Origin of the sequence: Stutzerimonas sp. FeSN7 (assembly GCF_030263795.1) — a bacterium.
GTDB lineage: Bacteria > Pseudomonadota > Gammaproteobacteria > Pseudomonadales > Pseudomonadaceae > Stutzerimonas > Stutzerimonas stutzeri.
Genome location: NZ_JARPMN010000001.1, coordinates 4,252,222 through 4,264,634, shown reverse-complemented (window position 1 = coordinate 4,264,634; position 12,413 = coordinate 4,252,222). Strand labels below are relative to the sequence as shown.

Sequence of the window (12,413 nt, the reverse complement as noted above, 5' to 3'; positions counted from 1 at the left end):
GATCCTCACGTGCCGCTTCGCTTCCGGCAAGGGCTTCCCGATGAAATGCGTGACCCAGTTCCTGTTTGCTAACTCTTTGATTTCTGGCTGGAACCTGGTCCTGAAAAGCAGGTCTCAGCTCGCTTGTGCGGGTCAGGCGCAGCCGTCACCTGCGGCCGGGCTGTAGACCCGCGGCGGGCTGTGCTGTGGCAGGTGGATCAGGTTGAGATTGTGCCGTTGAGCCCATTGTGCGGCGAGCCCTGTGGGCGAGGACAGGCTGACCAGCGTCGGGATGCCGGCGCGCTGAACCTTGTGCACCAGCTCCAGGCTGCAGCGGCTGGTGACGATCGCCAGGCCGCCAGCGGGCTCGCAGCCGACGCGCGCCATGGCGCCGATCAGCTTGTCCAGCGCGTTGTGTCGGCCGATGTCCTCGCGGCCCAGACGCAACTCGCCGGTGGCATCCATGAACAGCGCGGCGTGCACCGCGCCGCAGTCGCGACCCAGTGGCTGGAACTCGCCGATGCGTTGCCGCAGATCCAGTAGCCAGTGGGAAGGCGGCAGGGCCGAGGGCGGCAGCTGGGCCAGCTGCGGCAACGCCTGCTCCAGCGCTTCGACGCCGCACAGGCCGCAGCTGCTGGTGCCGGGCAGTTGGCGGCGCTGCTGCTTCAGCCGCCAGAACGCGCGGCTGGAAATCTCCACTTCCGCACGTCGCGCATTGCCGCGCCCATGCAGGCGGATGTCATAGATGTCGCTCAGCGACTCGACGAAGCCGTTGGCCAGGCTGAAGCCGACCACGAAATCTTCCAGGTTGGCCGGTGAGATCATCATCACCGCCTGGCTGAGCCCGTTGTAGGCGATGGCCAGGGCGCACTCTTCGGCGAGGTCGACGCAGCACGATCCGTCCTCGTCGATGGGCTGGTAGCAGTAGCGCTGGCTGGCGCCGGATGGCGCGCGCGCCGTGCCGGCGAAGGAGGCGGTCAGGCGAGACGGGGCATTCATCGGCAGGCTCGTTCAGTGTGGTGGATGCCGAGCCAGTCGACGCCTGTGACAGCGGCGGCCGGCGGATAGGGTTATGACCCCGGCCGGCCGCGGACGATTCACCGTTGGTCGCGCTCCATCAGCATGTCGCTGACCCGCTTGGCCAGAGCGTCCAGGTTGAACGGCTTGCTGATCATGTCCATGCCCGGCTCGAGGAAGTCGGAGCTGGCGGCCTGCCTGGCGTAGCCGGTCATGAACAGCACCGGCAAACCCGGGTACTGCTGGCGCGCCACATCGGCGAGCTGGCGGCCGTTCATTCCCGGCAGGCCGACATCGGTGACCAGCATGTCCACCGCTGTCGCACTTTCCAGGATGCGGATCGCCGCATTGCCATCCGCCGCCTCCAGCGTCTGGTAGCCGAGCATCTGCAGCACGTCGATCACCAGCAGCCGCACCGCGGGATCGTCCTCGACCACCAGCACCGTTTCCCCCTGCTGGGCCCGGAGCGGCCCCTCGGTTTCCGCTGCCGGTGCCGCAACGGCGTCCTGCTCGTCGAACACCGGCAGGTACAGGCTGACCTGCGTGCCGACACCCGGTTCGCTGGCGATCTGGATATGACCGCCGGCCTGGCGGGTGAAGCCGTAGACCATCGACAGGCCGAGGCCGGTGCCCTGGCCGATCGGCTTGGTGGTGAAGAACGGTTCGAACACGCTGGCCAGCACCTTGGCGCTCATGCCGCAGCCAGTATCGGTCAGGCAAAGGCTGACGTAGCGGCCAGCGGCAAGGTCGCCCACCTCGCCCTGGCGCAGCTCGGTGTTGCGGGTTTCCAGCAGCAGCGTGCCGCCGTCGGGCATCGCGTCACGGGCATTGATGACCAGATTGAGCAGAGCGCTCTCCAGCTGGTTCTCGTCGCTGGAGACCGGCCACAGGCCGGCCTGCAGCTGGTTGCGGATCTGGATATGGCGGCCCAGCGTGCGGCTGAGCAGGTCGTGCATCGATTCGATCAGCTGATTGAGTTCGACGCGCTTGAGGTTCAGTGGCTGACGCCGGGCGAAGGCGAGCAGGCGGTGGGTCAATGCCGCGGCGCGGTTGGCCGAGGTCACCGCGGCATCGATGAAGCGCTGGGTTTCGCCGTGCCGGCCTGACTGGATATAGCGCTGGATCAGGTCCAGGCCACCGATGATCCCGGTCAGCATGTTGTTGAAGTCGTGGGCAATGCCGCCGGTCAGCTGGCCCACCGCTTCCATCTTCTGCGATTGGCGTAGCGCTTCCTGCGCCTGTTCGCGGCTGGCCATCTCCTTGAGCAGGCGCTCGTAGACTTCGGCCAGCGCCTGGGTGCGCTCCTGGATGCGGCTTTCCAACGTCTCGTTGAGCTCGCGCAGGGCCTGCTCGGCGCGCCAGCGCTCGGTGACGTCCAGGGCCATGACAAAGAAGCCGAGCACGGCACCCTGTGCATCGCGGCGCGGCAGATAGTGCACCAGCATCCGACGGGCCTGGCCGTCGCGGTGCGGGCTGTAGGCTTCGAACACCACCTGCTGGCCGGCCAGTGCGGCACGAATGCTTTGCTCGCGTTCGGCATAGCCTTGCTCGCCCAGCACCTCGCGGGCGGTCTTGTCGAGCAGCCACTGGGTCGGATAGCCGAACCACTCGGTGTAGTAGCGATTGTTGAAGCGGAAGCGCTCCTTGTGGTCGAGGTAGCCGATCAGCACCGGCAGGGCGTCGGTGATCATCTTCAGTTCCGCTTCGCTCTGGCGCAGCGCATCTTCGCTGGCCTGCTGGCGGCTGATGTCCATCACCGCGCCGGGAAAGCGCAGCGGGCGGCCCTGCTCGTCGCAGTGACAGCGGCCGCGCGCCAGGGCCCAGCGTGTCTCGCCATTGGGCAGCTGCAGTCGATAACGCTGGTCGAGGGCGCCGCGCTCGGCGATGCAGCGTTCCAGCGCGGCACGCAGCCGGGGCGCGTCCTGGGGATGGACATGATCGAAGAAGGCCTCGCTGCTCAGGCCCTTGGGGCCCGATTGCTCCACCGGGAGGATGCGCGACAGCTCGGCGCCGGGCGGAATCCCCTCGCTGCCGAGGGCCCAATCCCAGATGCCTATCAGGTCGCTGGCCTCGAGCGCCAGCTGCAGGCGCTGCTCGCTCGCCCGGTGCACCTCGGCGCTGAGCTTGTAGTGCAGGGCGGTCTGCGACAGGCGGGTTTCGGTGCGCACACGCTCGCTGGTTTCGCTGAGACAGAGCAGCAGCCCGCCGATGCCGTGCGGTGCGTTGCGGATGGGGCTCAGGGCAAGGTCGAACCAGGCATCTTCCGCGGCGCCGCCGCGCTCGATCGCCACGTGCTGGTTGCGCAGCAGTCTCGGCTCGCCTCGCCGGGCCGCATCGCAAGCGGGGTTCAGCAGCTCCCAGGTGGCACCCCAGCGACGACAGGCAGGCTGGCCGAGTTCGGCAGGATGACGATCACCGATCAGTGCGGCGTGTGCATCGTTGTAGAGCTGCAGTGCCTGCTCGCCCCAGAGGATGCACATGGGCACGGGCGCCTCGAGGACGGTCTCGAGCAGCAGCCGCAGGGCCGCCGGCCAGCTGTCGGGCACGCCGAGCACGGTCACGCCCCAGTCGTGCCGGCGGATCCGCTCGCTCATTTCGCTGTGACTCTGGGGCCAGAGCTCCGCGCCTACTGCCATGTTGCTTCCTATCGATCATCCGTGGCTGAACTACGAATACAGGCATGCAGTGCCTGCGGGTCGCGTTTCGATGCGTGTCGGCCCGCGCTCTTCCTGAGCCGGTTCCCGCCGACGGTAACCGTTGCGTAGTGTAAAGCTTCCCGCTGCCCGGCGGCAGCGCCGGACGTCACGCCTGATTGCCGTGCAGGCTGGCGATCAGCTCGCGGTAGTCATCGACGGCGACGAATTCCTCGGTGTCCTTGGGCGCGCGTCGGCTGTCAGGCTCACGCACCGCGAGCAGATGGGCAACGCCGAAATGCCGGGCACTGCGCAGGATCGGCAGGCTATCGTCGATGAACAGCGTACGAGATGGGTCGAACGCCAGATCCTGGCGCAGCGCGTACCAGAACTGCGCCGCCTCCTTCGGATAGCCATAGTCGTGGGAGCTGATCAGGCGATCGAACCAGGGCGCCAGTTCGATCTTCTCCAGCTTGAGCGACAACGAGTCGCGGTGGGCGTTGGTGATCAGCACCACGCGCTTGCCAGCCTGGCGCAGCGCCGAGAGGAACTCGTCGGCGCTGGGTCTGAGGGCGATCAACTCGGCTATCTCACGCTTCATCTCGCGGATCGGCAGGTTCAGTTCGCGTGTCCAGTAGTCCAGGCAATACCAGGTGAGCTTGCCGACGTGTTCGTTGAACAGCGGCGCGAGCTCCAGTTCGGCCATGGCGCGGCTGATGCCGTGCAGTTCGGCGTAGCGCTGCGGCAGCAGCTCGAGCCAGAAGTGATTGTCGAAGTGGAGATCCAGCAGGGTGCCGTCCATGTCGAGCAGGACGGTATCGATGTCGGGCCAGGGCAGGGTGGCGATCATGGGCGGCTCAAGTGACCTAGTGAGGGCGGGCAGGGCGTTCAGCTGGTCGCAAAGCGCTCACGGCCAGTGCAGGAACACGGGTTATGATAGCCGCTCGCGTTTCCAGGAGTTCCCCATGCGCCAGAAACCCACCGTGCTCGCCCGTGAAATCGTCGCCAGCAGCCGCCTGTTCCGCGTCGAGGAATTGCAGTTGCGCTTCTCCAACGGTGTGGAACGCACCTACGAGCGCCTGGTCGGCAAGGGCAGCGGCTACGGAGCGGTGATGATCGTGGCGCTGGCCGACGCCGAGAATGCGCTGCTGGTCGAGGAGTACTGCGGCGGTACCGACAGCTACGAGCTGTCGCTGCCCAAGGGGCTGATCGAGCCGGGCGAGGATGTGCTGGAAGCGGCCAACCGCGAGCTGAAGGAGGAGGCCGGTTTCGGCGCCCGGCGTCTGGAGCTGCTCACCGAGCTGTCGCTGTCGCCCGGCTACATGAGCCAGAAGATCCAGGTGGTACTGGCGCGCGATCTCTACCCGGAGCAGCTGCCCGGCGACGAGCCGGAGCCGATGCGCCTGGAGCAGGTCAGCCTGCATGAGCTGTCGAGCCTGGTGCAGCATCCGCAGTTCAGCGAGGGGCGCGCGCTGGCCGCGCTGTATCTGGCGCGGGATCTTCTCACCCAGCGTGGGGAGTTCGGCCAATGAGTCATCCCTACCTGTCGGCAGTGATCGATCTGGTGCGTCAGGCTGGCGAGGCGATCCTGCCGCACTGGCGCAGCGAACTGGAGGTGCAGGCCAAGGCCGATGCCTCGCCGGTGACGGCGGCGGACATGGCGGCTCATCATGTGTTGCTGGACGGCCTGCAGGCCTTGGACGGCAGCATCCCGGTGCTTTCCGAAGAAGATTGCGCGGTGCCGCTGGCCGAGCGCGCCGGCTGGACGCGCTGGTGGCTGGTCGACCCGCTGGACGGCACCAAGGAATTCATCGCCGGCAGCGAGGAATTCACCGTCAACGTGGCGCTGATCGAGCAGGGCGAGGTTCGCTTCGGTGTGGTTGGCATTCCGGCGTCCGGGCGCTGCTATTACGGCGGCAAGGATTTCGGCGCCTGGCGCAGCGAGGCCGATGGCGCGACGCAGCCCTTGCGCGTGCGGCCGCATCCCGCCGGGAGATTTACCGTGGTGGCCAGCCGGCGCCACAGCAGCCCGGCGCAGGAGCGGCTGCTGGACAGCCTGCGCGGACGCTTTGGTGAGCTGGCGCTGGCCAATGTCGGCAGCTCGCTGAAGTTCTGTCTGCTCGCCGAGGGCTCGGCGGACTGCTATCCGCGGCTGGCGCCGACGTCGCAATGGGACACAGCGGCGGCACAGGGGGTGCTGGAAGGTGCCGGTGGCGAGGTGCTGGAGGTGGCAGGTGCGCCGCTACGCTACGAGGCGCGGGAGACGTATCTCAATCCATCGTTCCTGGCGCTTCCGGCCGGCGTGGACTGGCGCGAGCTGCTGATCGAGCTGGCCAACCGCAGCTGACCGCGCTACGCCCGAGGCAGGATAAGCAGGGCTGCGCCGCTCGGGCGCAGCCGAGCAGTTACTTGTGCAGCACGAACTGCCCGGTGAAGCGCACGGCGTCGCGACCGTCGGAGGCGAGGATGCGGCTGTGCAGCTCGAGGCGCGAGCGCCCGCGCCGGCGGTAGATCGACTCGAAACGTTCCCAGGCCTCGGGGCTCGGTGCCGAACAGATGGCCATGGCGTCGTCGACCACCGGCAGCGGGTATTCGATCTTGCCTTCGTGGATGACGATGTGGCCGTCTTCGATGCCGGCTTCGCGCAGGCGCAGATGCAGCCAGCCCCAGCCTGCCAGTACGGCGGCGCAGTAGAGGCTGCCGCCGAACATGCTGCTCTTGTGGTTGATGTTCGGCTGCAGCGGGACCTGCAGGCGCAGCTCGTGGTTTTCCCACTGCTCGACACGCAACCCGAGCGAGCGGGTCAGCGGAATGTCGTGGTGAAGGATGGCTTCCAGGTAGCGGCTATCGCGGCTCATGCCGGGCAGGTTCCTAAATGTTACGAAGATACAGACAGACGCCAAGCATGACTCCTGAGTCACGGTTTGGCCAGTCCGTTCACGGCATTTGCCCGGCCCGGTAGAGGTCGCTGTGCGGCGGTGTTCCGGATCGGTGCCCGGCGCGCTGTCGGCGGCGTTCGCTGGTGCGCCGCTCAGCCACCGCTCTTGCTGCGATAGGCGCAGTAGCCGGGGCGTGGCCCGATGCGCGGATGGTTGCGGCAGGTGTCCGGCCGCTTGGCATAGACCGTGCAGAGGCGCGTCTTGCGGTCCAGATAGAGGCAGTCGCCATTGGTCAGGCGCGTCAGCGTGAACATTTCGTGCTTGTGATTGAAGTGCTCGACGATGCCCGCCTTGCTCAGGCGCTTGGCGATGTTCTTCGCCGGCTCGTCGCGCTCGAAGGCATCGACCAGTTCCAGGCGGATCAGGTCGTCGATGCGCACCTCCACCGGCAGGGTGCAGCAGGTCGCGTGGCAGTCACGGCACAGGCCGGCGCTGTAGCGTACCCAGGTTTCCAGGCGTTCCGGGTCGGCGGAGGCGATCAGTCTTGTCTTCACGGGATGTCTTCAGGTGCGGTTGGGCGCGCGGATCATAGCGGCTCGCGCGCCAATTGCCAGTGCCTTCCGGCGCCGGCCACCGGACAGGCGGTAGCGCAGATGTAAAGGAAACCTGCAACCCTTTTTCAGGAACGCCGAACGGAGGTGAACGGGCGCGGCTGCCGCGAGTCCCTCTTGTGTGTCTTCGCTAACCGAGGTCTGTCCATGACGCAGGAATCAGCCAACGCCACTGCCCAAGAAGTCGCCGCTTTCCGTGAGCGGGTTTTGCGCAAGCTCACCTACTCGGTGGGCAAGGATCCGGAGAACGCCTCCGACTATGACTGGTTCCATGCGGTCGCCCTGGCGACCCGCGACAGCACCATCGATCGCTGGATGGATTGCACGCGCGAGGCCTATACCGGCGGGCAGAAGCGGGTCTACTACCTTTCCCTGGAGTTCCTGATCGGCCGTCTGCTGGTGGACAGCCTGAGCAACCTGGGCCTGTTCGAGGTGGCGCGGGAGGCGCTGGCCGGACTGGACGTGGACATCGATCGCATCCGCCTGCTGGAGCCGGACGCGGCGCTCGGCAATGGCGGCCTCGGGCGGCTCGCGGCCTGCTTCATGGAAAGCATGGCCACCCTTGGCGTGGTGTCCCATGGCTACGGCATCCGTTATGACCATGGCCTGTTCCGCCAGGCGATCGTCGATGGCTGGCAGCACGAACAGACCGAGACCTGGCTGGATTTCGGCAACCCCTGGGAGTTCGAGCGCTCCGAGGTCAAGTACCTGATCGGCTTCGGCGGCAGTGTCACGGCGACCACCAACGAGCAGGGTGAGGTTCAGCATTTCTGGCACTGGGCCGAAGGCGTGCGCGCGATCGCCTATGACACGCCCATCGTCGGCTGGCGCGGTGCCGGGGTGAACACGCTGCGCCTGTGGCGCGCGCGGCCGGAAGCGGACTTCCACCTGGCGCGCTTCAACGCTGGCGATCACATCGGCGCCGCGGCGGAGGAGGCGCGTGCCGAGAGCATCTCGCGGGTGCTCTATCCGGCCGACAGCACCGAGGCGGGGCAGGAGCTGCGTCTGCGCCAGGAGTACTTCTTCGTCGCCGCCTCGCTGCAGGACCTGCTGCGCCGCCATCTCAAGCAGCGCGGCTCGCTGGACAGCCTGCCCGAGTACACCTCGATTCAGCTCAACGATACCCACCCGGCCATCGCCGTGGCCGAGCTGATGCGGCTGCTGGTCGATGTGCACAGCTACGAATGGCAGCACGCCTGGAGGCTGACCACCGCTACCCTGTCCTACACCAACCACACCCTGCTGCCCGAGGCGCTGGAGACCTGGCCGGTGGGGCTGATGGAGCGGCTGCTGCCGCGGCACATGCAGATCATCTACCTGATCAACGCCTACCATCTGGACAACCTGCGCGAGCGCGGCATCCACGACGCCGAGCTGCTGCGTTCGGTATCGCTGATCGAGGAGGACCATGGCCGCCGGGTACGCATGGGCAACCTGGCCTTCCTCGGTTCGCACAGCACCAACGGTGTGTCGGGGCTGCACACTCAGCTGATGCGCAAGACCGTGTTCACCGACCTGCATCGCCTCTATCCGCAGCGCATCAACAGCAAGACCAATGGCATCACCTTCCGCCGCTGGCTCTATCAGGCCAATCCGCAGCTGACCCAGTTGCTGGTGGAGCATCTCGGTGAGGAAGTCCTCGACGAGCCGGAAACCCGCCTGCGCCAGCTCGAGCCCTATGCCGAACAGGCGGCCTTCCGCCAGCGCTTCGCCGAACAACGGCTGGCCAACAAGCGCCATCTGGCCAATGTGATCCAGGAGCGGTTGGGCATCAGTGTCGATCCGACCGCGCTGTTCGACGTGCATGTCAAACGTATCCACGAGTACAAGCGCCAGCTGCTCAACCTGCTGCACACCGTGGCGCTGTACCAGGCCATCCGTTCCGATCCGGGTGGCAACTGGGTGCCACGGGTGAAGATCTTCGCCGGCAAGGCGGCGGCCAGCTATCACCAGGCCAAGCTGATCATCAAGCTGACCAACGACATCGCCAATACCATCAACGCCGACCCGACCGTGCGCGGGCTGCTCAAGGTGGTGTTCCTGCCCAACTACAACGTCAGCCTGGCCGAGGACATCATTCCCGCGGCCGACTTGTCCGAGCAGATCTCCACCGCCGGGCTCGAAGCCTCCGGCACCAGCAACATGAAGTTTGCCCTCAACGGCGCACTGACCATCGGCACCCTGGACGGCGCCAACGTGGAAATGAGCGAACAGATCGGCCTGGAACACATGTTCATCTTCGGCCTTACCGCGCAGGAGGTGAATGCGCGCAAGCAGGGCAACGAGTACAACGCCGAGGCCATCATCGCGGGGTCGCATCGTCTCAGCGAAGTGCTGTCGGCGATCCGCGGCGGCGGTTTCTCACCGGGCGATCCGGGTCGCTACGTCGGCCTGGTGGACGGTATCAGCTGGCACGATACCTTCATGGTCTGCGCCGACTTCGAGGCCTACTGGCAGGCCCAGCTGGAGGTCGAAGAGCGCTGGCGCGACCCGGCCCGCTGGTGGCGCTCGTCGGTGCTCAATACCGCGCGCACGGGTTGGTTCTCCTCCGATCGCACCATCCGCGAATACGCCCGGGAGATCTGGAAAGTGATGTAAGTGGCTGGCCTGTCGGCGCTTTTCCGCCGGCGGTCAGCCAGAACCTGCGGGGTGACGCGCTCGTGCTGGCAATCTGCTCGCCGCTGCGCTGAACTCTGCGGGGGGCCGACCGGTCTGAGGGGAGTTAGTTTTCCTACGGCCTGCTAAACTGCGCGGGTTTATCCTTCCTCCGGAGCCATTTCCATGTCACGCGTAACCCTCAGTCGCTTCCTCATCGAGCAGACTCGCAGCAACAACACCCCGGCGGATCTGCGCTTTCTCATCGAGGTCGTGGCGCGCGCGTGCAAGGCGATCAGCCACCAGGTTTCCAAGGGCGCGCTGGGCGGCGTGCTGGGCAGCGCCGGCAGCGAGAACGTGCAGGGCGAAGTGCAGAAAAAGCTCGACGTGCTCTCCAACGAAATCCTGCTGGAAGCCAACGAGTGGGGCGGCCACCTGGCCGGCATGGCTTCCGAGGAAATGGACAACGCTTACCAGATTCCCGGCAAATACCCGAAGGGCGCCTATCTGCTGGTCTTCGACCCGCTGGACGGCTCCAGCAACATCGACGTGAACGTCTCGGTCGGCACCATCTTCTCGGTGCTGCGCTGCCCGGATGCCTGCTTCAGCCAGAACGACGCCCTCGGCGAGGAAGCCTTCCTGCAGCCGGGCACCAAGCAGGTCGCCGCCGGTTACGCCATCTACGGCCCGCAGACCATGCTGGTGCTTACCCTTGGCCACGGCGTGATGGGCTTTACCCTCGATCGCGAGCTGGGCAGCTTCGTGCTCACCCACGAGAACCTCTGCGTGCCGCAGAGCACTGCCGAATTCGCCATCAACATGTCCAATCAGCGCCACTGGGAAGCCCCGGTGCAGCGCTACGTCGGCGAGTTGCTCGCCGGCAAGGAAGGCCCGCTGGGCAAGAACTACAACATGCGCTGGATTGCCTCGATGGTCGCCGACGTGCACCGCATCCTCACCCGCGGCGGCATCTTCATGTACCCGCGTGACGCCCGCGAGCCGGACAAGGCCGGCAAGCTGCGCCTGATGTATGAAGCCAACCCGATGTCGATGATCATCGAGCAGGCCGGCGGTGCCGCCACCACCGGTACCCAGCGTATCCTCGAGATCCAGCCGCAATCGCTGCACCAGCGCGTGCCGGTGTTCCTCGGCTCGAAGGAAGAAGTCGAGCGCGTCACCGGCTACCACCAGGGCTGACCGGTGCAGGCGCCCTGGCAGGACTTGCTCCACTGGTGGTTCGGCCAGGGCACCAGCGCAACCGAGATCGCGGCTGAAAAACAGCGGCTCTGGTTCGGCTACCGTCCACAACAGGATGCCGAGGCGCGCGAGCGCTTCGGCGCGCTGGTCGAGCAGGCGCTGAACGGCGACCTGCAGGACTGGGCCGAACTGCCCGAGGGCTGGCTGGCCCTGGTGCTGCTGCTTGACCAGCTGCCCCGGATGATCCATCGCGACACCCCGCGGGCCTTCGCCGGCGATGAGCGCGCACAGCAGCTGGTTCGCGATGGTCTTGCCCATGGCGGCGACATGCTGCTCTCGCCGATCCAGCGCGTATTCATCTATCTGGTGCTCGAACACGCGGAGAACCTGGCGGTGCAGGATCTGGCAGTGGCGCACTTCACCGCCCTGCGCGACATTGCCGCCGAGCACGAACAGGCGCTGTTCCGCGACTTCCTCGACTATGCCGAACGCCATCGGGAGGTCATCTCCCGCTTCGGGCGCTTCCCGCATCGCAACGCCATTCTCGGACGCGACAGCAGCGATGCCGAACAATCGTTCCTGCAGCAGCCAGGTTCGTCGTTCTAGCCCCGCCGCCGCCGTCGTTGGGCTGGCGCCGCAGAACCCCGCTCTGCAGCGCTGAACTTAAAAAGAAGCAAGGAGCTCGATATGTCATTGCGTACCCCATTGTTGATCGCCTGCACGGTTCTGCTGGCCGCCTGCAGCCCGATCACCCAGGAGAACTTCGCCAAGCTCAAGCCCGGCATGGAACGGGTGGAAGTGGAGAAGCTCTTGGGCAAGCCTTCGGAATGCGCCGGTGCGCTGGGCATGTCCAGCTGTACCTGGGGTGAGAAGAACCGCTTCATCAGCGTCCAGTTCGCCGGCGACAAGGTGATGATGTTTTCCGGCAAGGGGCTGAAGTAAACGCCGAAACCGTCTGGAGATTCCCATGCGTGCGAGTGTCGCCCTGCTGTGCCTGATCCTGTTGAGCGGCTGTGTGGGAGGCGGGCGTGAGCGGCCGCCGGAAACCGTGGGCGAGGTGGATCTGGCGCGCTACCAGGGCACCTGGTACGAGCTGGCGCGCCTGCCGATGTTCTTCCAGCGCGACTGCCTGCGTTCCGAAGCGCATTACCAGCTGCAGGCCAACGGCAAGGTAGCGGTCACCAATCGCTGCGAGACGGAAGATGGCCAATGGCAGGAAGCCAAGGGCGAGGCGGTACCGCAGCAGGCCGGTCGCACCGATCGGCTGTGGGTGCGCTTCGATAACTGGTTTGGCCGTCTGTTCCCGGATCTGACCAAGGGGCATTACTGGGTGCTCTACCTGGATGAAGGGTACAGCACCGCCCTGGTCGGCAGCCCCGACCGCAAATATCTCTGGCTGCTGGCCCGCGATGCCGAGGTCGACCAGGCGACGCGCGCCCGTCTGCTCAGCGAGGCCGAACGCAGAGGCTACGACACCTCTGAGCTGATCTGGCGCCAGTGAG

Annotated in this window: 12 protein-coding genes; 7 read left to right on the top strand and 5 right to left on the bottom strand. The window is 66.1% G+C overall.

The window, feature by feature from the left end; all coding sequences use genetic code 11:
• Positions 1-132: 132 nt before the first annotated feature.
• The 3 genes from fdhD to yrfG form a co-directional block, all read right to left on the bottom strand.
• Positions 133-978 (bottom strand): formate dehydrogenase accessory sulfurtransferase FdhD, encoded by an 846-nt coding sequence (gene fdhD, locus P5703_RS20425; protein WP_049325251.1) that lies wholly within the window; start codon positions 976-978, stop codon positions 133-135.
• 98 nt (positions 979-1,076) lie between these two features.
• Positions 1,077-3,632 (bottom strand): PAS domain-containing protein, encoded by a 2,556-nt coding sequence (locus P5703_RS20420; protein WP_234493049.1) that lies wholly within the window; start codon positions 3,630-3,632, stop codon positions 1,077-1,079.
• Positions 3,633-3,798: 166 nt separating this feature from the next.
• Entirely contained in the window at positions 3,799-4,479 is a 681-nt protein-coding gene (gene yrfG / locus P5703_RS20415; protein ID WP_014595575.1) for a GMP/IMP nucleotidase, read from the bottom strand.
• A gap of 115 nt (positions 4,480-4,594) precedes the next feature.
• Here yrfG and nudE point away from each other — a divergent pair, with 115 nt between their 5' ends.
• Entirely contained in the window at positions 4,595-5,161 is a 567-nt protein-coding gene (gene nudE, locus P5703_RS20410) for an ADP compounds hydrolase NudE (protein ID WP_011911556.1), read from the top strand.
• Positions 5,158-5,976 (top strand): 3'(2'),5'-bisphosphate nucleotidase CysQ, encoded by an 819-nt coding sequence (cysQ, locus tag P5703_RS20405; protein WP_053528059.1) that lies wholly within the window; start codon positions 5,158-5,160, stop codon positions 5,974-5,976. Before nudE ends, cysQ begins: the two co-directional genes overlap by 4 nt.
• 58 nt (positions 5,977-6,034) lie before the next feature.
• Here cysQ and P5703_RS20400 read toward each other — a convergent pair whose 3' ends face one another.
• Together P5703_RS20400 and P5703_RS20395 are read right to left on the bottom strand one after the other, a co-directional pair.
• On the bottom strand, positions 6,035-6,487 hold the full coding sequence (locus P5703_RS20400) for a thioesterase domain-containing protein (protein WP_013981477.1): 453 nt from the start codon (positions 6,485-6,487) through the stop codon (positions 6,035-6,037).
• 173 nt (positions 6,488-6,660) lie between these two features.
• Positions 6,661-7,062, bottom strand: coding sequence for a YkgJ family cysteine cluster protein (locus P5703_RS20395; protein ID WP_234492683.1), 402 nt, complete (start codon positions 7,060-7,062; stop codon positions 6,661-6,663).
• 204 nt (positions 7,063-7,266) lie between these two features.
• Here P5703_RS20395 and P5703_RS20390 point away from each other — a divergent pair, with 204 nt between their 5' ends.
• From P5703_RS20390 to P5703_RS20370, 5 genes are all read left to right on the top strand, one after another.
• Entirely contained in the window at positions 7,267-9,717 is a 2,451-nt protein-coding gene (locus tag P5703_RS20390) for a glycogen/starch/alpha-glucan phosphorylase (RefSeq protein WP_017244758.1), read from the top strand.
• Between the two features lie 183 nt (positions 9,718-9,900).
• On the top strand, positions 9,901-10,911 hold the full coding sequence (locus P5703_RS20385) for a class 1 fructose-bisphosphatase (protein ID WP_285589356.1): 1,011 nt from the start codon (positions 9,901-9,903) through the stop codon (positions 10,909-10,911).
• 3 nt (positions 10,912-10,914) lie between these two features.
• Positions 10,915-11,517, top strand: coding sequence for a DUF924 family protein (locus P5703_RS20380; RefSeq protein WP_014595579.1), 603 nt, complete (start codon positions 10,915-10,917; stop codon positions 11,515-11,517).
• A gap of 81 nt (positions 11,518-11,598) precedes the next feature.
• A complete protein-coding gene (gene bamE / locus P5703_RS20375; protein ID WP_011911564.1) occupies positions 11,599-11,853 on the top strand; it encodes an outer membrane protein assembly factor BamE domain-containing protein in 255 nt (84 codons plus the stop codon).
• 25 nt (positions 11,854-11,878) lie between these two features.
• On the top strand, positions 11,879-12,412 hold the full coding sequence (locus P5703_RS20370; protein WP_011911565.1) for a lipocalin family protein: 534 nt from the start codon (positions 11,879-11,881) through the stop codon (positions 12,410-12,412).
• The last annotated feature ends 1 nt before the right edge of the window (position 12,413 follow it).

Excerpts from the sequence above, each read along its gene's own strand:
- fdhD (WP_049325251.1), bottom strand. The coding sequence starts at position 978 with ATGAATGCCCCGTCTCGCCTGACCGCCTCCTTCGCCGGCACGGCGCGC.
- P5703_RS20420 (WP_234493049.1), bottom strand. The coding sequence starts at position 3,632 with ATGGCAGTAGGCGCGGAGCTCTGGCCCCAGAGTCACAGCGAAATGAGC.
- yrfG (WP_014595575.1), bottom strand. The coding sequence starts at position 4,479 with ATGATCGCCACCCTGCCCTGGCCCGACATCGATACCGTCCTGCTCGAC.
- nudE (WP_011911556.1), top strand. The coding sequence starts at position 4,595 with ATGCGCCAGAAACCCACCGTGCTCGCCCGTGAAATCGTCGCCAGCAGC.
- cysQ (WP_053528059.1), top strand. The coding sequence starts at position 5,158 with ATGAGTCATCCCTACCTGTCGGCAGTGATCGATCTGGTGCGTCAGGCT.
- P5703_RS20400 (WP_013981477.1), bottom strand. The coding sequence starts at position 6,487 with ATGAGCCGCGATAGCCGCTACCTGGAAGCCATCCTTCACCACGACATT.
- P5703_RS20390 (WP_017244758.1), top strand. The coding sequence starts at position 7,267 with ATGACGCAGGAATCAGCCAACGCCACTGCCCAAGAAGTCGCCGCTTTC.
- P5703_RS20385 (WP_285589356.1), top strand. The coding sequence starts at position 9,901 with ATGTCACGCGTAACCCTCAGTCGCTTCCTCATCGAGCAGACTCGCAGC.
- bamE (WP_011911564.1), top strand. The coding sequence starts at position 11,599 with ATGTCATTGCGTACCCCATTGTTGATCGCCTGCACGGTTCTGCTGGCC.
- P5703_RS20370 (WP_011911565.1), top strand. The coding sequence starts at position 11,879 with ATGCGTGCGAGTGTCGCCCTGCTGTGCCTGATCCTGTTGAGCGGCTGT.